The organism is Sphaerospermopsis sp. FACHB-1094, from assembly GCF_014696195.1.
Classification (GTDB): domain Bacteria; phylum Cyanobacteriota; class Cyanobacteriia; order Cyanobacteriales; family Nostocaceae; genus Sphaerospermopsis; species Sphaerospermopsis kisseleviana.
Genome location: NZ_JACJPT010000116.1, coordinates 1 through 16,796, shown reverse-complemented (window position 1 = coordinate 16,796; position 16,796 = coordinate 1). Strand labels below are relative to the sequence as shown.

Here is a 16,796-nt window from a genome sequence, read left to right as displayed (position 1 = left end):
AAAAGAGGTGGTTTTCACATCTGAATTACTAAGAATTAAGAAGATGATTAATGAGCTATTCAAGTTAATGGCTAATTTGATTCCCATTACTTACTTAGTATTAGATGGTCATTTTGGAAACAATAATTCCTTGCAGATGGCGCGGCAGGTTAACTTGCACATAATTTCCAAATTGCGCCATGATACAGCATTATATATACCTTACCAACATCCTGACCCCAATCATCGTTCTCGTCGTAAATACGGAGATAAGCTAGACTGGCGTAATATTCCTGGGGTATATTTGCGTCAAAGTAGTATTGAAGAAGATATCAAAACTGATATTTATCAATCTACTTTACTGCACAAAGAATTTGCCCAACCTCTAAATGTAGTTATCTTGGTGAAAACCAATATCAAGACGAATGCTCGTAGTCATGTGATTCTATTTTCTAGTGACCTAGATTTGTCCTATGAGAAGATAATTGACTACTACAAACTGCGGTTTCAAATCGAGTTTAATTTTCGTGATGCCAAGCAATTTTGGGGATTAGAGGATTTTATGAATCGGAGTCAAATTACAGTGACTAATGCGGCTAATCTTTCTTTTTTCATGGTCAACTTATCCCATTATCTTTTAGCTCAGTTCCGTCAAGATAATCCTGGTTCTGGTATTGTTGATTTAAAGGCTTACTACCGTGGTTTTCGATATGTTCGTGAAATTTTAAAAATGCTTCCAGAACCACCAGACCCTATTTTATTATCCCAGATTTTTGCCAAGCTTACCTCTCTTGGTCGTATTCACAATACTTCTACAACCGTTTCACCCTCGTAATTTGGCTAAGGTATTGATGATAAAATACAGTTACACTAACAGTCAAGAAGTAACAGCAGATAATTTCATAATTTAACAGATAATTTATCTTATCAATCATCCCAAAGTCTTTAATTCTCATAGAAAATAAAACAACAACATCCTGTAAATCCTTCTGAAAATAAATGATTTTTTTGACTTTTGACTTTTGACTTTTGACTTCCCGAAGGGTGTCCTGGACATCCTGATTCAGACAATGAAAATTTCCACATCCCACAAATAACCTACAAATAACAATCCTGAAAATCCTCAAATCCTGGACATCCTGATTCAGACAATGAAAATTTCAGCATCTCACCAATAACTTACCAATAACAATCCTGAAAATCCTCAAATCCTGGACATCCTGATTCAGACAATGAAAATTTCAACATCCCACCAATAACCTACAAATTACCAACTAACCATACAAACTGTAGGTTGGGTAGAACGCAGTGAAACCCAACGATTTAATCATCATATTTGGGTAAAGTAAAAATTTATAAGATAATTTATAATATTATATTGTAATTAGATGTAAGATTTGCTATAATATTAAAATTATTTAGTTAAGTGAAAATCAATGATTTCAGAACAAGAATTATTAACAAAATGGCGATCATTACCCCAGGATAAACAAGAAGAAGTTTTAAAATTTGTGGAATTTATGCAATTGAAAACCACAGTCAAAAAACCGCCTTTAGGGGAACGTTTACGAGAAATTCGCTCTAGAATTGTTGCATCTGGTAAACCATTATTAAATGCAGATGAAATAGAACAAGAATTAGCTGTTCGTAGAGGTGGAATCCAAGGTACAGAAGAATGATTATAACTTATATTGATTCAGGGGTGTTACTGAGTGCAACCAATGGTACTGGTTTAATTGCAGAAAAAGCATTAGAAATACTATCAGACTCACAACGGGTATTTGCTGCTAGTGAGTTTGTCAGATTAGAAGTAAGTCCTAAAGCAGTTTATCATCAGCAAACAGCAGAATCTCAATTTTATGAAGAGTTTTTTAATGATGTTATTTACTGGGCAAATGATCTAACTTATATTGTACAAGAGGCTTATAAAATCGCTTCTCAGTATGGATTAGCTGCTATGGATGCACTTCATGTAGCTGCTGCTTTTTCTGTTGGTGCTGAGGAGTTAATTACTACTGAGAAGAAAACAAAACCGATGCACAAAGTAGTTGGTATTAAAGTAATTTCTATTTTTGATTAAGATGTTTTTTGCCTGACAATGAAAATTTCCACATCCCACAAATAACCTACAAATAACAATCCTGTAAATCCTCAAATCCTGGACATCCTGATTCAGACAATGAAAATTTCAACATCCCACAAATAACCTACAAATAACAATCCTGAAAATCCTAAAATCCTGGACATCCTGATTCAGACAATGATAATTTCAACATCCCACAAATAACCTACAAATAACAATCCTGTACATCCTCAAATCCTGGACATCCTGATTCAGACAATGAAAATTTCAACATCCCACAAATAACCTACAAATAACAATCCTGAAAATCCTAAAATCCTGGACATCCTGATTCAGACAATGATAATTTCAGCATCCCATCAATAACCTACAAATAACAATCCTGTACATCCTAAAATCCTGGACATCCTGATTCAGACAATGATAATTTCAATATCCCACCAATAACCTACAAATAACAATCCTGAAAATCCTCAAATCCTGGACATCGTGATTCTGACAATGAAAATTTCAACATCCCACTAATAACCTACAAATTACCAACGAACCATACAAACTGTAGGTTGGGTAAAACGCAGTGAAACCCAACAATTTAATCATCATCTATATTATTGTGAAACTCTGTAGGGTGCGTTACGCTGACGCTAACGCACCATTTCAATAAAAAAATCAAAAAGGTGCGTTACATTTCATTAGACATCTCCGGAAATTAAATGTGCGTTTTCCAAAACCATTGTAGAGACGTTCCATGGAACGTCTCTACAATCTTTTTCGGAGATGTCTATTAACGCACCCTACAAACTAAACACAAATCATACCAAACATCAGCAACGCCCTGTTATCTATTATCTATAACCTATTATCTATTATTTGAATAATATTTACTTATTGTTTAATCATTGACAAAAGAACATTTTTATGTTTTTATTTGTAGCTGTGCCTTATATAAACAAGAACAGTATTAGAGTTTTGAAAAAAAATTGCACATTTTAAAGTCAGGATAGGGGAATTAAACAATGACTATTACCTATTACTACGGAACAAGTTTTGCAAACTACTACAACTATACGGGAACTCTACGACTTTATGCCTATGGTTATGATGGTAATGATACCATATCGGGTAATACCAATAATGATTGGATTGACGGTGGCTCTGGCAACGATTACCTTTATGGATGGTCGGGAAATGATACCTTACGGGGTGGGGATGGCAATGACAATTTAAATGGAGGAACTGGCAATGACAATTTATATGGAGAATGGGGAAATGATACCTTATGGGGCGGGGATGGCAATGACAATTTAAATGGAGGAACTGGCAATGACAATTTATATGGAGAATGGGGAAATGATACCTTACTAGGAGGATCAGGGAATGATGATCTAAGTGGTGGTTCTGGTGATGATCGCTTAACCGGTTCTACATCTCTGACTTTTAACAGTTTTGAGTATGACACCTTAGCTGGAGGCGCTGGTTGGGACACTTTTGTCTTAGGTACAAGTGCTGGCAACTATTATAGAGGTGGTGGTTATGCCCTTATTACCGACTATAGCGGGGTAAACGACTATATTCAAATTAGGAATATTTCACTTAGCCTACGGCGGGAAAATTGGGCTGGTGGTTCTGCTTTAGATACAGCCATCTATCAAGGAAATGACTTAATTGGAGTCGTTCAAGATAACATCAGTATTCAGCTAACCAGTTATTACTTTAACTTTGTTTAGCATCGCCTCATAGGTTGGGTTGAATGCAATAATTCTGTAGAGAAAACATACTCTAACAATTTTATTTGCTTGAGTTAGTCCGTAGGGTGCATTACCATCAGTAACGCACCTTATCCCACAATGAAAACGGTGCGTTAATGAAATGTAACGCACCCTACAATTAACTAACTATAAGCCTCCATCGGTAAACAAGAACAAACAAAATTCCGATCGCCAAAAGCAGCATCTATCCTACCCACACTTGGCCAGAACTTATATTCCTTACTCCAACTAGCAGGATAAGCAGCTTGTTCACGAGAATAATCATGTTTCCACTCAACAACAATCAAACTTTCCGCAGTGTGAGGCGCATTTTTCAACACATTATCTTGCAGATCCATCTTACCAGATTCAATGTCAGAAATCTCTTTTCTAATCGCAATTAACGCCTCACAAAAACAATCCAATTCTTCCTTAGATTCGCTTTCTGTTGGTTCTACCATAATTGTACCAGCCACAGGCCAAGAAACAGTAGGTGCATGAAAACCATAGTCCATTAACCGCTTCGCAACATCATCAATTTCGATGTTGGCTGATTTTTTCACAGCACGTAAATCTAAAATACATTCATGTGCTACAAAACCATTTTTTCCGCGATATAAAACCGGATAAAAAGATTCTAATTTCTTAGCGATGTAATTAGCATTTAAAATCGCAATTTTGGTTGCTTCCGTTAAACCATCTGCACCCATCATTGCAATGTACATCCAAGAAATTACCAAAATACTCGCACTTCCCCAAGGTGCAGCAGAAACCGCACCAGAGAATTTTGGATTTTGGATTTTGGATTTTGGATTATTTTCCTGTATTTTAATTACAGAATGACCAGGTAAGAACGGTACAAGATGGGAAGCGACACCAATGGGACCCATTCCCGGACCACCACCACCATGAGGAATACAGAAAGTTTTGTGTAAGTTCAAATGACAAACATCAGCACCAATATCACCAGGACGACAAATACCCACCTGAGCATTCATATTAGCCCCGTCCATGTAAACTTGTCCACCATGTTCATGAACTATGGCACAAATTTCTTGAATTGCTTCTTCAAATACTCCATGAGTTGATGGATATGTCACCATTAAAGCTGCTAATTCACTACTATGTTTTTCAGCTTTCGCTTTTAAATCAGCAACATCAATATTACCATGATCATCACAGGCAATTCCTACAACTTTCATTCCACACATTACCGCACTCGCAGGATTTGTACCATGTGCAGATTGGGGAATTAAACAAACGTTTCTGTGTGCTTCTCCCCGACTTTCATGGTATTCACGAATTACTAAAAGTCCCGCATATTCACCTTGAGAACCTGCATTTGGTTGTAAAGAAATTCCCGCAAATCCTGTAATTTCTGCTAACCATGCTTCTAGTTGTTGAAAGAGAATTTGATAACCTCTGGTTTGGGAAATTGGCGCGAAAGGATGGATTTTACCAAATTCTGCCCAAGTTACAGGAATCATTTCTGAAGTTGCGTTTAACTTCATGGTACAAGAACCCAAAGGAATCATTGATGTTGTTAATGATAAATCCTTGGTTTCCAGTTGATGTAAATAACGTAATAATTCCGTTTCTGAATGATAGCGGTTGAAGATGGGATGAGTTAGGTATTCACTTTCACGAAGTAATGCGTAATTGGTAATTGGTAATTGGTAATTGGTAAGAGAAGTAAGTTCTGTTTCGCTGAAAGGTAAGTTATCTGTACCTGCGAAAATTTGCAATAAATCAATTACATCTGCTTCCGTTGTCGTTTCATCTAAGGAAATTCCCACATCAGAATTATCAAAAATTCGCAAGTTGATATTTCTCGCATCCGCAGCTTCTAAAATTGCCTGTAAACTGGTATTTCCTAACTCAATCCGCAGTGTATCAAAGAAGTTGTCACTAACAATTTTATAACCTAACTTTTGCAAACCTGCGGCTAAAGTTGCTGTTAATTGGTGGATATTTTGGGCAATTCCCCTTAAACCATCGGGTCCATGATACACTCCATACATCCCCGCCATCACTGCCAACAGTACCTGCGCTGTGCAAATATTACTAGTAGCTTTATCTCTGCGAATATGTTGTTCACGGGTTTGTAATGCTAACCGATAGGCAGGTTTACCATGAACATCTTTTGATACACCAACAATGCGCCCTGGAACTAAGCGTTTATACTCTTCCTTAGTAGCAAAATAAGCTGCATGAGGTCCACCGAATCCCATAGGAATACCTAACCTCTGGGTGCTGCCTACTGCTATATCTGCCCCTAATTCACCGGGTGGTGTGAGTAATGTTAAACTGAGAGGATCTGCCGCAATTGTCACCAATGCACCCTGAGCATGGGACTGTTCTATAAAGTTGCGATAGTCGTAAATTGTACCATCACTTGCGGGATATTGCAGAATCGCCCCAAAGATAGTTTCAGAAAAATCAAAGGTTTGATGATCACCGATAATGATATTAATGCCTAAAGGTTTAGCGCGAGTTTGCAATACATCAATAGTTTGGGAATGACACGCACTAGAAACAAAAAAGTTATGGGATTTATTTTTGCAGATACCATAACTCATACTCATTGCTTCTGCTGCTGCGGTCGCTTCGTCTAATAAAGAAGCGTTTGCAATTTCTAAACCAGTTAAATCAATAATCATGGTTTGGAAATTCAACAAGGCTTCCAAACGTCCTTGAGCGATTTCTGGTTGATAGGGGGTATAAGCAGTGTACCAACCGGGATTTTCTAAGATGTTGCGTTGAATCACTCCAGGGGTAATACAATCGTGATACCCCATCCCGATGTAAGAACGGTAAACTTGATTCTTTTCAGCGATTTGTTTTAATTTTGCTAATGCTGCATATTCGCTTTGTGCTGCTGGTAATTTTAAATCTTGGTTAAAGCGAATAGATGAGGGTACGGTTTTAGCGATTAAATCATCTAAATTAGATAAACCCAATAAATTCAACATTTGTTGAACGTCATCTGCTTTTGGTCCGATGTGTCTTTTAGCAAACTCGCTTATTTGGTTGTTTTTAGCTGAAACTTGAGGACGTGGGGGATTAGCTACCACAAATTATGCTCCAGATGTTAAGGTTTAATATATTGTAATGATTACTTTGACTATTACCAAGTTGCTGGATATTTAGTTAAGGCTGGTAATTGGTAATTGGTAATTGATAATAAAATTACGTTATGCGTTGTTGTCAGATAGTTTTCCTACTTATACCCATAATCTACCGCAGTTTCCCGTATCATTGAGGCAAAATATAGTTAGTTTCAGGTCGTTATCGCTGTATTTTTGACGAATTTGCTGTATTAAACCTTGTAGATCAGGATTAATCAAATATTCTTCCTTATCGGGGTTAATGGCAATAAACCAGTTATGATGATCTACTATTAGCTGTTCTCGAAGACGTTCAAAAATAACACGACACCGTTTAGCTATTTCCTGACGTTTTGCTTGAGAATGATGTATGTCTGATAACTGTGCAGTTTTTGTAGTTGCTGATGAGAGGATGCGACTACGACGAGGATAAGATACCTGTGTCATAAGCAAAAATTTTTAGGAATTTACTTGGGATTTATTTGGTGATTTATTTTAATTATCTCAACAGATGACAAGAAACAGATCCAAAGAACATTTCAACTCTGTCACCTGTCACTTGTCACCTAGTTTACGAACCCTCTACCAAAGCACTATACTCACTAGCTGTCATCCCATCTTCAACTTCCCCAGGATCATTAACACGCACTTTGATAAACCAACCATCACCATAAGGATCATCAACTATTGACTCAGGAGAGTTAATCAAATCTTCATTGCGTTCTACTACTGTACCTGTAACTGGTGATTTCAGGTCTTCTACAGCTTTAACAGATTCAATTGTACCAAATGAGTCTCCCTTGGAGACCGCATCACCAATTTCTGACAGATCCAAAAATACAATATCACCCAGTTGATCTATAGCAAACTCAGTAATACCGATAGTGGCTATTTCCCCATCTAAACGTACATATTCATGAGTATCTTGATAGCGTAAATCATCGGGATATTCAAAAGCCATAACACTTCCTCTTCCACGTTAAAAAAATGGTGTTACCAGAGTAACCCAAACAACATTATTCCTCAAAAATCTCAAAACTTATCAGTTAGTAACACGATTTTTTGAGCGATAAAAAGGACGTTTTACCACGACTGCTGGATAAGCTTTACCGCGTATTTCCACTTCTAACTCCTGTTTAACGGTTGCTAACTGACTGGAAACATAAGCTAAAGCAATGGGATAACCAAGGGTAGGTGATAAAGTACCGCTTGTTACTTCTCCCACTACTTCACCTGAAGATAATACGGTGTAGCCATGACGGGAAATATTTCGCCCTTGGGTTTGTAAACCTACGAGTTTACGATGTACTCCCACGGTTTTTTGTTGTTGTAAAATCTCCCGACCGATAAAATCGCTTTTTGTATCTAAATGAACTAACCACCCTAAACCCGCTTCTAGGGGTGTGGTGTTGTCGTCGATATCTTGTCCATAAAGTGCCATTGCTGCTTCTAAACGCAATGTATCTCTACAACCAAGACCACAGGGAATGACACCAGCATCATAGAGGCTTTGCCACAATTTTATCCCTACTTCGGGGTCTACCATCACTTCAAAGCCATCTTCCCCAGTGTAGCCTGTACGAGCAAGGAAAGCGGGTTGACCAAAAATGGTTGTTTCTAAATGCCCAAAGGCTTTAATTGGGGTTAAGTCGGCTGATACAAAAGATTGTAAAATATTTGTAGCTTTTGGACCTTGAACAGCTATTAAGATTTTATCCCGTGACAGGTCTTGAAATTGGATTGTATCCAGGTCAAAATGTTGTAATAACCATGTTTTGTCTTTTTCTGTTGTGGCAGCATTAACGATAATTACCGCTTTTTCGCTATCTGTATTTTCTCTACCTTGGTAGTAAATAATGATATCATCAATGATTCCGGCTTGCTCATTTAACAACACTGTATATTGGGCTTGACCGGGTTGTAGACGACTTAAATCGGAAGGGACTAATTTTTCTAGTTGGGAAATCAGGTTTTGACCTTGGAGAGTAAATTTACCCATGTGGGAAATATCGAACATTCCAGCAGCATTTCTGACAGCTTGGTGTTCTTGGGTAATACCACTATATTGTACTGGCATTTCCCACCCACCAAAGCTGGTAAAGCGGGCTTTGAGTTCAACACCGATGTGATATAAAGGAGTTTGCGCTAGAAATTGGGTATTATTTTCTGGTTTCGCCACAGGTTTTTTTGGTGTTTTAGTTATTTTAGGTATTTTACCCAGATCCCCGACTTCTTCAAGAAGTCAGGGATCTATCTTCCCTAGTGCGGTTTAATAATTAATAGTGTAATTGTTGAGATTTATTAAACAAAAATTATGAAGCGTGGGCAAATTTGGCAAATACTCGTTAGTGTAGTTTTAGCTGTGGTGTTGTTTGTATCTCCCTTATCCGCACAAGCAGCAAGTTCTTCCAGTATTACCCGTTCCGCAGGGGATGAGGTACAAAGTCAAGATTTTTCAGGACAAAATTTAATCGGTAAAGAATTTACCAACATTAAATTAGAGAATGCTAACTTTAGCAATGCTGACTTACGGGGTGGAGTGTTTAACGGTACTCTGTTAGAAGGTGTAAATTTACATGGTGTAAATTTTGGTCAAGGTATTGCTTATTTAGCCAAGTTCAAAAATGCTGATTTAAGTGATGCAGTATTGACAGATGCGATGATGTTGCGTTCAACTTTTGATAATGTTAATGTCACTGGTGCAGACTTTACCAATGCGGTTTTAGATGGGGTAGAAATGAAAAAACTTTGTGTTAAAGCTAGTGGTGTTAATTCTAAAACTGGTGTAGATACTCGTGAATCTTTAGGATGTAGATAAACTGTCAGGGTTTAGCATTGCTAAACCCCTACTGACTCTTAACTTATTACTTTACTGAAAATCTACTAATTGGAAATTCTTTTCCATTTCTAATCTTTGTTCTGCATTACGTAAAAAATACCCATCAATCATTGCTGAACCTAAAAGTTTTCCTAATTCATCTCGGCTAGTGGTAATCATAGTATTATATCTGTCATGAGGCAAATTACCTAACATAGCAACAATAGATTTTTGAATCAATTCTAATACTTCTGGTGAGTTAGGTTTAGATAGTTGGGATACTGCTTCTGGGTTTAAAGATTGTATGTATTGCCAAAACTGATCATTATTTTCTTGTGGTGCGAAATACTCAGGCTGAGAATGGGAAAGATTACTCATGGCAGTTACTTTCAACTCGCTTGATTATCAATTTATCAAGATATGTCTGAATTGGTTGTCAAAGAAACCGAACATGAGAAGATGGGTTTATTCTACAGCAGGAAGTAAAAAAATATAACTATTTATAACTAGGGTTGATTGTGAATTATATCATATAATAATTTATGAACACTACTAAAAAATACTCGCAATTTATTCACCATGAATCAAAGCAGTAATATCGGCATTTTGGAAAAGTTTGTCAACACAGTAATGGGAGTAAAACCAGGAAATCAAAAACAGTCTCTCAACACATCAGCAACCACAAAAGAACTAGACATCAAAGCAGTCATCGTTTATAAGCTAGGGACTATTCTGCAAATAGGAACAATGATTCTAGTATTACTAGGAATGGAAAATTTAGTCAATTTACTTGATAGTAATTCTGCCTTTCCTAGTTGGGTTAGCACTGTAGTTACTGCCTTATTTTTCGCTTTATTAAGTATTCGTTCTCGGATTTTTTCACTTTTAGATAATACCCGTTCTCAAACAACTTATGATCAAGTAATTAGACCAAGATGGTCTCCCCCACCTTTAGCATTTCCTATAGTTTGGATGCTGATTGCTGTTTTACGGGTGATTTCTTCTGTGTTAATTTGGCAAGAATTAAATCATCAATTCTTGGTATTACCTTTCATTTTATTTGTGATTCATTTAGCTGTCGGTGATACTTGGAATACGATTTTTACCGTAGAACGCAGATTAGGTGCTGCTGTTCCAGTTGTGATTTTAGGACCTTGGTTATCGGCAATTGTTGTCACAGTAATTTATTGGCAAACCGTTCCTTTAGCGGGGATGATTTTATCTTTTTCTTGTGTGTGGTTAACAGTTGCGTCTGCGTTGGTATTTAGGATTTGGCAATTAAATGGATCTGAACCATTGTATCCTTTAAAGTTAGCATCTGTGGAGGATTAGAGAGGTAAATTTAGGATGGGCGATCGCTATTTTTTAGCCTATAGAAAATAAGAGCGATCGCACTAATAAAAACCATTTAACTATAACTCTTCAATTGCCACTAAACCACCTTCTGTAAATTGGATAGACAACTCATAACCATCAAGTAAAGCAGTGCCTAATAATGGCAGTTTTCCTGTAGCTAAAACATTAACTTCTCTTTCCTCGCCATTCCAAATAATAGTAGTTTGATGTACTGGTAAAAGTACACGACTATTATCTGCTAAATTTGCATACATATCATAAACAAAAGGCAAATTCAAAAGATTAACTGCCCTTGGAGGTAAAGAAAGAAACTCTGTAAAACCTGTATCAATCACAAATTCAATAGTAAAATCTGGTTGATCTGGCAATCGAAATATAACATTGACAGTTGCACGTCCATTTTTAATAATACCAGTTATCACCGATAATCACGCTCCATTTCTCCACTAAAGGATGCAGCGACTTTGTAACCAATGCGAATCCCAAAAAGTCGAGCAAATCGGTTTTTATTCCGTAAATAACGCGCTGACTCTATCCCTGTTTTATCAACTGCATATTCACCAGTTTCTATATCAATAATCACCATTTTTCCGATGTTTTCTTCGGTTTCAACTTGTGAACGAATGCTAGTTTCATATAATTCTTTAGCACGTTTGGCAACTTCTTCACTGCTGAGGAGAATGGATTGCATTTTATGTCATCCTTTTTTTGTGATTATATTTATTATACTGGATTTATAATAAATTTTATTCTTCTTCAGCTAAATTGATATATAATAAAAATAAATATTTTTTGATATCTTATCATGACATTACAAGAATTGCAAAAACAAGTATTACAGTTACCAATGAGCGAACGCTGGCAATTGGTACAAACTGTATTAGAATCAATACAACAAGAATCTATCTCAGCATCAAAGAAAGGTAATTTATCTCGACTGCGTGGCATTGCTAAAAGTGCAAATATCTCTAGTGATGAGAATATTAATGGAGATTATGCGACTTATCTAACTGAAAAATACCAATGAAACGAATTTTTATTGCTTTATAATTCAATGCTAAATACATGAGACATTTATGAAAATAGACAAACCTATTGCTATTGATTTATTTGCTGGTGCTGGCGGATTTGGTTTAGGTTTTGCGATGGCAGGTTTTAATATTCCCCTTTCTGTTGAAATTGATGCTTGGGCGTGTGATACTCTCCGTTATAACCACCCTGACATGACAGTAATTCAAGATGATATTCGTAATTTTAATACTTTAAGTAGTGTTAAAGAAATTTGTCTATACAAACCGCATATTATTATTGGTGGTCCTCCATGTCAAGGTTTTAGTGTTGCAGGTCCAGCACGAAAAGATCCAAATGATCCTAGAAATAGTTTATTCATTAACTTTTCTCAGTGGATAAGTTTTCTTCAACCTAAAGCATTTGTGATGGAGAACGTGAAAGGTTTACTCTCACGCAAAAATAGCGAAGGTTTAAAAGTCCTAGATATTATTAAACAAACTTTTGAAGAATTTGGATATTTTGTAGAAGTATGGTTACTTAATTCTGCTGAATATGGTGTACCACAGGTTAGAGAGCGTGTTTTTATTGTTGGAAACAAACTAGGTAAAAAATTAGGTAGTCCTCAACCAACCCATTCTCTAGACTTATTAAAAAACAAGATATGGCAATTATCCCTTGAAGAAATAAATTTACTTCCTGCTATCAGCTTATGGGATGCAATATCAGACTTACCTCCACTTAATGCGAGAGAAGGTAAAGAAGAACAACCTTATATATCAGAATCTCAAAATCAATATCAGCACTGGATCAGACAAGGTAGTAAAATTCTTTATAATCATGTAGCAATGGAACATTCTCAGCGATTAGTAGAACGTTTTAAACAAATAAAATGGGGTGAATCCAGTTCAGATGTTGCTACAGAATATGGTGCTAAACGTCGTAGTGGAAATGGTGACTTATCTAATAAAACTTATGATCAAAACAACAGACGGTTACATCCATACAGGCCAGCATACACAATAGCAGCATCCTTTTATGCAAATTTTATTCATCCTTTCCAGCATCGTAATTTGACCGCTCGTGAGGGTGCGCGTGTCCAATCTTTTCCTGATACTTATCGTTTTTTAGGAAAGAAAACAGTTGTATCTCATAAGTTATTACAAAGGGAAAATAGATTAAATGAAAAGTTCCTTTGCCAGTACAATCAGATAGGTAATGCTGTACCACCCATTCTAGCTAAAGCAATTGCAATTCATCTTCAAGAAAAATTAGAGCTATGTCCACAACTGATAGAAACCCTTTAGTTCATGGTTCAAATCTCGAACAAAAAGAAAATCACCGCAAAAAATATAGAGATGCTGAAAGCAGAAAATTTCTCCAAGAAATTAGAATTGAATATGATAAATGGCATTTAGCTAATGTTGAATTAGTTGGACCAACATCAACACCTAATGAAAATGATAATGCAATTATTTCTCAAAGAGTAGAACTTTTATCAGCATATAAAGATTTTTTAGATCAACAACATTATGCTGAAAAGTTTGACTCTCGCTCCAATCTTCACTCTAGTGTATTGGAGGAATTTCTCTATTATTTATTTCGAGATTTAGCAAAAGATTTTGGAGAAAACGCGCTCATTGGAAAATCCCATACTTTTAAAGATATTTTCTTTGTTCCTCCCAAATATGCAGAAATGTTGAAACGTCCCTATGCACGTATTGAAAAGAAAGATCATGATTTTGTGATTGGTGCAACTATTGAAGCATCATTTGAAGCAGTTACACCACCAGAAGAAGAAAATTCAGGTGAAATGCTGACAATTATTAAAGAAGAACCAGACAACTATTCAGATGTTACAGTTACAGGTAACACAGAAACTCATATTTTTGATATTCCAGTTATTGTTATTGAATGTAAAACTTATCTTGATAAAACTATGTTGGAAGGTTCATCAAGAGCAGCAGAAGATTTAAAAGCTAGGAATCCGAATAGTTTATATATTGTATTAATGGAGTGGATCAAGTTGACGAGTGATGTTAATCTTCGGAAGTACAAGGTTGATCAGATTTATGTATTACGTCAGCAGAAAAACACGGATCGAGAATTTAGGTATGAAGAAACTTATGTTAAAAATCTAATTAATCCAACTGTAGTACAACATTTATTTCATAAGGTACGGAAGCATTTAACAATGGACTGGTCTGGTGGAATTGAATATGGAATAAAGCGAGGTTGGTTAATTGAGGAATAAGCTACGCTAACGTATTTCTTCCACAATTAGCTAACTGAGAGCGATCGAGTTACCTCTACATTAACAAAGAGCGATCGCACGCTGTAATAATTCTGTCATGGTTGAGGAATTTGAATGGCTTTTTACTATTTTAGATTATCTCACTACTAACAAAAATTGACAATTATTGACAGGTGTGCAATTCTAAAGAAAAGACTATGTAATTAATTCAAAGGTGAATCTATGAATGTTCATCTAGGTACTACATTTGATCAGTTTGTTGCTGAACTCGTTGATAGTGGACTATATCAGTCACAAAGCGAGGTCATTCGTGAAGGTCTACGGTTATTAAAAGAACGGGAAGATTTACGGAAGTTGAGAATGGAAGAATTGCGGAAGGAAATACAAATAGGAATAGATCAACTTGATAGGGGTGAAGGTGTAGCTTTTGATGCTGAAAAAATCAAAGCTGAAGGGAGAAAAAGACAAGCTGCAAAACGTATTAGTTAGCAGTATTTAAAATATGGCAAATATTTTTCAATCCCCAGAAGCTCAAAATGACCTCATTGAAATCTGGCTCTATATTCGTCAGGATAATGAAATTGCTGCTGATAGAATTATAGATGCTATTAATGAGAAGTTGATACTTTTGTCAGAATTACCTCAAATGGGGAAACTGTGTGAGGAATTAGCACCATCACTTAGAAGTTTTCCTGTTGGTAAATACCTTTTGTTTTACCGTCCCGTAGTTGATGGAATTGAACTTGTAAGGGTAATTCATGGTGCAAGAGATATTCAAAATTTGTTTGAATAAGTCATTTATATTTTTTTGTCAGTTATGTGATAGCTAGGGTAAGCTATGCTAACGCATTACCCCTACATTAACAAAGAGCGATCGCACAACTTAACCTTAAATTTTATTAAGTTTTAAAAATTTCTACCTCCCTATATAGGGAGGTTTTCAATTGAGTCAGTCTTGCTGACTGAAGACCTCGGTAGAGGTACTTTTTTGATACTTATGATAATCTATTTGTGGTATGCTTCACTCTAGGGTCGTCACTTACTGTCAATTTACAAGCAAGGAGGGGATCACCATAGAATCTACAATACATATTATATTCTTCACATAGTTATTTTGTCAATATTATTATAAATCATGATCAATCAACCTAGTCTTATTCGTCCTAACCTTCCAAAACCGAAACTAGATAATCTTGATTTTTTCCAAAAAGCTTTTTCAAATGCACGAATAGGAAAATATTTTGAATGTGTATCCTCGTCAAAGAAAACAACTGATCAAGATATTAAAAATGCTATACGACTTTATGAAATTAACATGATATATTGTGAGTCTTTATATCCAAGCTTGCATACTTTAGAAATAGCTCTACGTAATTATATAGATATCAATTTAATCAACAAATATAACTTAAACTGGTTTATTTGTGATACGGATTCTTTTGATAATGCTATCTATAAAATAGAAAATAAGTATAATCTAAATATAATCCTACCCAACATCGAGAAAAATCATACAACAATTTTATTAAAACATGAAGAAGAAAAAATAATTTCTGCGATAGAAGATACAATAAAAACTAGCAATGAAAAATCAAATAAACAATATAGAGAGAATCAAGATTTTATAATTACAGTCAATAGAGATAAAATTATTACAAATTTGAGCTTAGGTTTCTGGACAACACTTTTAACACAGAATAAGAGAGAAGATAATAATTACTTCAACAAAATTTTTATTCCTTGTATTAAAAGTATATTTCCTTATGCCAAGAATAATGAGCGTACCTGTTCAACTGTAGTACCTCTATTAACGGGTATCAAAGATTTAAGAAACCGTGTATTTCACCATGAACCCATTTGGAATTATGATAATCTTAAACAAAGATATGATAATATTTATAAAGTTATTAACTGGATTGATCCTAATCTTGAAATTTGGTTAAGACAAGATTCTAAAATTGATCGTTTTCCTGAGATTTATCAAAGTCTTTCAGAGGAAGTTCAACTACTCACACAGAAAAATAAAACAACGAAAATTCAATATGAAGATCGAAGTTATGCTTCTTAGTATGTTTAGTTTATTTATTAAAAAACCAGACTAAAACTTGATTGATTAGTTTTTATTTTAATTTAATGAAACACTACTAAGTTAAGTCATTGCAGGTAATCCAACGCGTGCATATCCAACAGTTTTTATATCTTGGTATAGCTCATAACCCAAGTAACTGAAGTAAGCTTCAGGTTTGCATATTAAATATGGTTGAAAACCGTATTGATTTGCAATTCCTAACTGCAAATCTCCACCAATACTTGGATACTTATCATCTCCAATATGGGCTTTAATCCCACATTCCGCACCCTGATCTGGCACATAGAGAAATTACGGAAATAAGAAAGGAAACTGAGCCTAAAAAATCACATATTAGCGAAAAAATACATTGTT

General features: G+C 35.5%; 20 protein-coding genes. 12 read left to right on the top strand and 8 right to left on the bottom strand.

All coding sequences use genetic code 11. From position 1 onward, the window contains the following. The 4 genes from H6F47_RS23190 to H6F47_RS28675 all read left to right on the top strand — a co-directional run. On the top strand, window positions 1-814 hold an 814-nt coding region (locus tag H6F47_RS23190), incomplete at its 5' end, for a transposase (RefSeq protein ID WP_190651188.1). Window positions 815-1,415: 601 nt separating this feature from the next. Further along, the gene (locus H6F47_RS23185) at window positions 1,416-1,658 is read left to right on the top strand and encodes a hypothetical protein (protein WP_137667491.1); all 243 of its coding nucleotides are present in this window, start codon (window positions 1,416-1,418) and stop codon (window positions 1,656-1,658) included. After that, complete coding sequence (locus H6F47_RS23180) at window positions 1,655-2,059, top strand: PIN domain-containing protein (protein WP_137667490.1); 405 nt, start codon at window positions 1,655-1,657, stop codon at window positions 2,057-2,059. The genes H6F47_RS23185 and H6F47_RS23180 overlap by 4 nt, the downstream gene beginning before the upstream one ends. A 1,019-nt stretch (window positions 2,060-3,078) precedes the next feature. Continuing rightward, a complete protein-coding gene (locus H6F47_RS28675; RefSeq protein WP_190651186.1) occupies window positions 3,079-3,789 on the top strand; it encodes a calcium-binding protein in 711 nt (236 codons plus the stop codon). A gap of 164 nt (window positions 3,790-3,953) precedes the next feature. On the opposite strand, the gene gcvP is transcribed toward H6F47_RS28675, so the two are convergent. The 4 genes from gcvP to gcvT form a co-directional block, all read right to left on the bottom strand. Further along, a complete protein-coding gene (gcvP, locus tag H6F47_RS23170) occupies window positions 3,954-6,884 on the bottom strand; it encodes an aminomethyl-transferring glycine dehydrogenase (RefSeq protein WP_190651184.1) in 2,931 nt (976 codons plus the stop codon). A 150-nt stretch (window positions 6,885-7,034) separates the two neighbouring features. Then, window positions 7,035-7,364, bottom strand: a complete 330-nt coding sequence (locus tag H6F47_RS23165; RefSeq protein WP_190651182.1) for a hypothetical protein — start codon at window positions 7,362-7,364, stop codon at window positions 7,035-7,037. Window positions 7,365-7,488: 124 nt separating this feature from the next. Further along, window positions 7,489-7,878 (bottom strand): glycine cleavage system protein GcvH, encoded by a 390-nt coding sequence (gcvH, locus tag H6F47_RS23160; RefSeq protein ID WP_096571134.1) that lies wholly within the window; start codon window positions 7,876-7,878, stop codon window positions 7,489-7,491. Between the two features lie 81 nt (window positions 7,879-7,959). Then, window positions 7,960-9,096, bottom strand: a complete 1,137-nt coding sequence (gene gcvT / locus H6F47_RS23155; RefSeq protein ID WP_190651180.1) for a glycine cleavage system aminomethyltransferase GcvT — start codon at window positions 9,094-9,096, stop codon at window positions 7,960-7,962. Between the two features lie 135 nt (window positions 9,097-9,231). Here gcvT and H6F47_RS23150 point away from each other — a divergent pair, with 135 nt between their 5' ends. Next, window positions 9,232-9,735, top strand: coding sequence for a pentapeptide repeat-containing protein (locus H6F47_RS23150; protein ID WP_096571131.1), 504 nt, complete (start codon window positions 9,232-9,234; stop codon window positions 9,733-9,735). 51 nt (window positions 9,736-9,786) lie between these two features. Here the strand turns inward: H6F47_RS23150 and H6F47_RS23145 are convergent, their stop codons facing one another. Further along, entirely contained in the window at window positions 9,787-10,113 is a 327-nt protein-coding gene (locus tag H6F47_RS23145; protein WP_096571129.1) for a DUF760 domain-containing protein, read from the bottom strand. A 201-nt stretch (window positions 10,114-10,314) separates the two neighbouring features. On the opposite strand from H6F47_RS23145, the gene H6F47_RS23140 reads away from it, so the two are divergent. Further along, complete coding sequence (locus tag H6F47_RS23140) at window positions 10,315-11,067, top strand: TspO/MBR family protein (protein WP_190651178.1); 753 nt, start codon at window positions 10,315-10,317, stop codon at window positions 11,065-11,067. Window positions 11,068-11,147: 80 nt separating this feature from the next. On the opposite strand, the gene H6F47_RS23135 is transcribed toward H6F47_RS23140, so the two are convergent. Together H6F47_RS23135 and H6F47_RS23130 are read right to left on the bottom strand one after the other, a co-directional pair. Further along, entirely contained in the window at window positions 11,148-11,513 is a 366-nt protein-coding gene (locus tag H6F47_RS23135) for a clan AA aspartic protease (protein ID WP_190348454.1), read from the bottom strand. Beyond that, window positions 11,510-11,782 carry a hypothetical protein gene (locus H6F47_RS23130; RefSeq protein WP_190348453.1) on the bottom strand — a complete coding sequence of 91 codons (273 nt, stop codon included), beginning with the start codon at window positions 11,780-11,782 and terminating at the stop codon, window positions 11,510-11,512. Before H6F47_RS23130 ends, H6F47_RS23135 begins: the two co-directional genes overlap by 4 nt. 114 nt (window positions 11,783-11,896) lie before the next feature. Here H6F47_RS23130 and H6F47_RS23125 point away from each other — a divergent pair, with 114 nt between their 5' ends. The 6 genes from H6F47_RS23125 to H6F47_RS23100 all read left to right on the top strand — a co-directional run bounded on the left by H6F47_RS23125 (window position 11,897) and on the right by H6F47_RS23100 (window position 16,421). Next, the gene (locus H6F47_RS23125; protein WP_096571123.1) at window positions 11,897-12,118 is read left to right on the top strand and encodes a hypothetical protein; all 222 of its coding nucleotides are present in this window, start codon (window positions 11,897-11,899) and stop codon (window positions 12,116-12,118) included. Window positions 12,119-12,167: 49 nt separating this feature from the next. Further along, on the top strand, window positions 12,168-13,406 hold the full coding sequence (locus H6F47_RS23120; protein WP_096571121.1) for a DNA cytosine methyltransferase: 1,239 nt from the start codon (window positions 12,168-12,170) through the stop codon (window positions 13,404-13,406). Continuing rightward, the gene (locus H6F47_RS23115; RefSeq protein WP_190348452.1) at window positions 13,379-14,353 is read left to right on the top strand and encodes a Bpu10I family restriction endonuclease; all 975 of its coding nucleotides are present in this window, start codon (window positions 13,379-13,381) and stop codon (window positions 14,351-14,353) included. The genes H6F47_RS23120 and H6F47_RS23115 overlap by 28 nt, the downstream gene beginning before the upstream one ends. Before the next feature lie 222 nt (window positions 14,354-14,575). Next, entirely contained in the window at window positions 14,576-14,842 is a 267-nt protein-coding gene (locus H6F47_RS23110; protein WP_096571117.1) for a type II toxin-antitoxin system ParD family antitoxin, read from the top strand. Between the two features lie 13 nt (window positions 14,843-14,855). Next, on the top strand, window positions 14,856-15,146 hold the full coding sequence (locus tag H6F47_RS23105; RefSeq protein ID WP_190348451.1) for a type II toxin-antitoxin system RelE/ParE family toxin: 291 nt from the start codon (window positions 14,856-14,858) through the stop codon (window positions 15,144-15,146). A 342-nt stretch (window positions 15,147-15,488) separates the two neighbouring features. After that, the gene (locus H6F47_RS23100) at window positions 15,489-16,421 is read left to right on the top strand and encodes an Abi family protein (RefSeq protein ID WP_190348450.1); all 933 of its coding nucleotides are present in this window, start codon (window positions 15,489-15,491) and stop codon (window positions 16,419-16,421) included. An 81-nt stretch (window positions 16,422-16,502) separates the two neighbouring features. Here the strand turns inward: H6F47_RS23100 and H6F47_RS23095 are convergent, their stop codons facing one another. Beyond that, complete coding sequence (locus H6F47_RS23095) at window positions 16,503-16,724, bottom strand: hypothetical protein (RefSeq protein ID WP_190348449.1); 222 nt, start codon at window positions 16,722-16,724, stop codon at window positions 16,503-16,505. Window positions 16,725-16,796: the final 72 nt, after the last annotated feature.

Coding starts and splice junctions, on each gene's coding strand:
- H6F47_RS23185 (WP_137667491.1), top strand. CDS start 1,416: ATGATTTCAGAACAAGAATTATTAACAAAATGGCGATCATTACCCCAG.
- H6F47_RS23180 (WP_137667490.1), top strand. CDS start 1,655: ATGATTATAACTTATATTGATTCAGGGGTGTTACTGAGTGCAACCAAT.
- H6F47_RS28675 (WP_190651186.1), top strand. CDS start 3,079: ATGACTATTACCTATTACTACGGAACAAGTTTTGCAAACTACTACAAC.
- H6F47_RS23165 (WP_190651182.1), bottom strand. CDS start 7,364: ATGACACAGGTATCTTATCCTCGTCGTAGTCGCATCCTCTCATCAGCA.
- gcvH (WP_096571134.1), bottom strand. CDS start 7,878: ATGGCTTTTGAATATCCCGATGATTTACGCTATCAAGATACTCATGAA.
- H6F47_RS23150 (WP_096571131.1), top strand. CDS start 9,232: ATGAAGCGTGGGCAAATTTGGCAAATACTCGTTAGTGTAGTTTTAGCT.
- H6F47_RS23145 (WP_096571129.1), bottom strand. CDS start 10,113: ATGAGTAATCTTTCCCATTCTCAGCCTGAGTATTTCGCACCACAAGAA.
- H6F47_RS23140 (WP_190651178.1), top strand. CDS start 10,315: ATGAATCAAAGCAGTAATATCGGCATTTTGGAAAAGTTTGTCAACACA.
- H6F47_RS23130 (WP_190348453.1), bottom strand. CDS start 11,782: ATGCAATCCATTCTCCTCAGCAGTGAAGAAGTTGCCAAACGTGCTAAA.
- H6F47_RS23125 (WP_096571123.1), top strand. CDS start 11,897: ATGACATTACAAGAATTGCAAAAACAAGTATTACAGTTACCAATGAGC.
- H6F47_RS23120 (WP_096571121.1), top strand. CDS start 12,168: ATGAAAATAGACAAACCTATTGCTATTGATTTATTTGCTGGTGCTGGC.
- H6F47_RS23115 (WP_190348452.1), top strand. CDS start 13,379: ATGTCCACAACTGATAGAAACCCTTTAGTTCATGGTTCAAATCTCGAA.
- H6F47_RS23110 (WP_096571117.1), top strand. CDS start 14,576: ATGAATGTTCATCTAGGTACTACATTTGATCAGTTTGTTGCTGAACTC.
- H6F47_RS23105 (WP_190348451.1), top strand. CDS start 14,856: ATGGCAAATATTTTTCAATCCCCAGAAGCTCAAAATGACCTCATTGAA.
- H6F47_RS23100 (WP_190348450.1), top strand. CDS start 15,489: ATGATCAATCAACCTAGTCTTATTCGTCCTAACCTTCCAAAACCGAAA.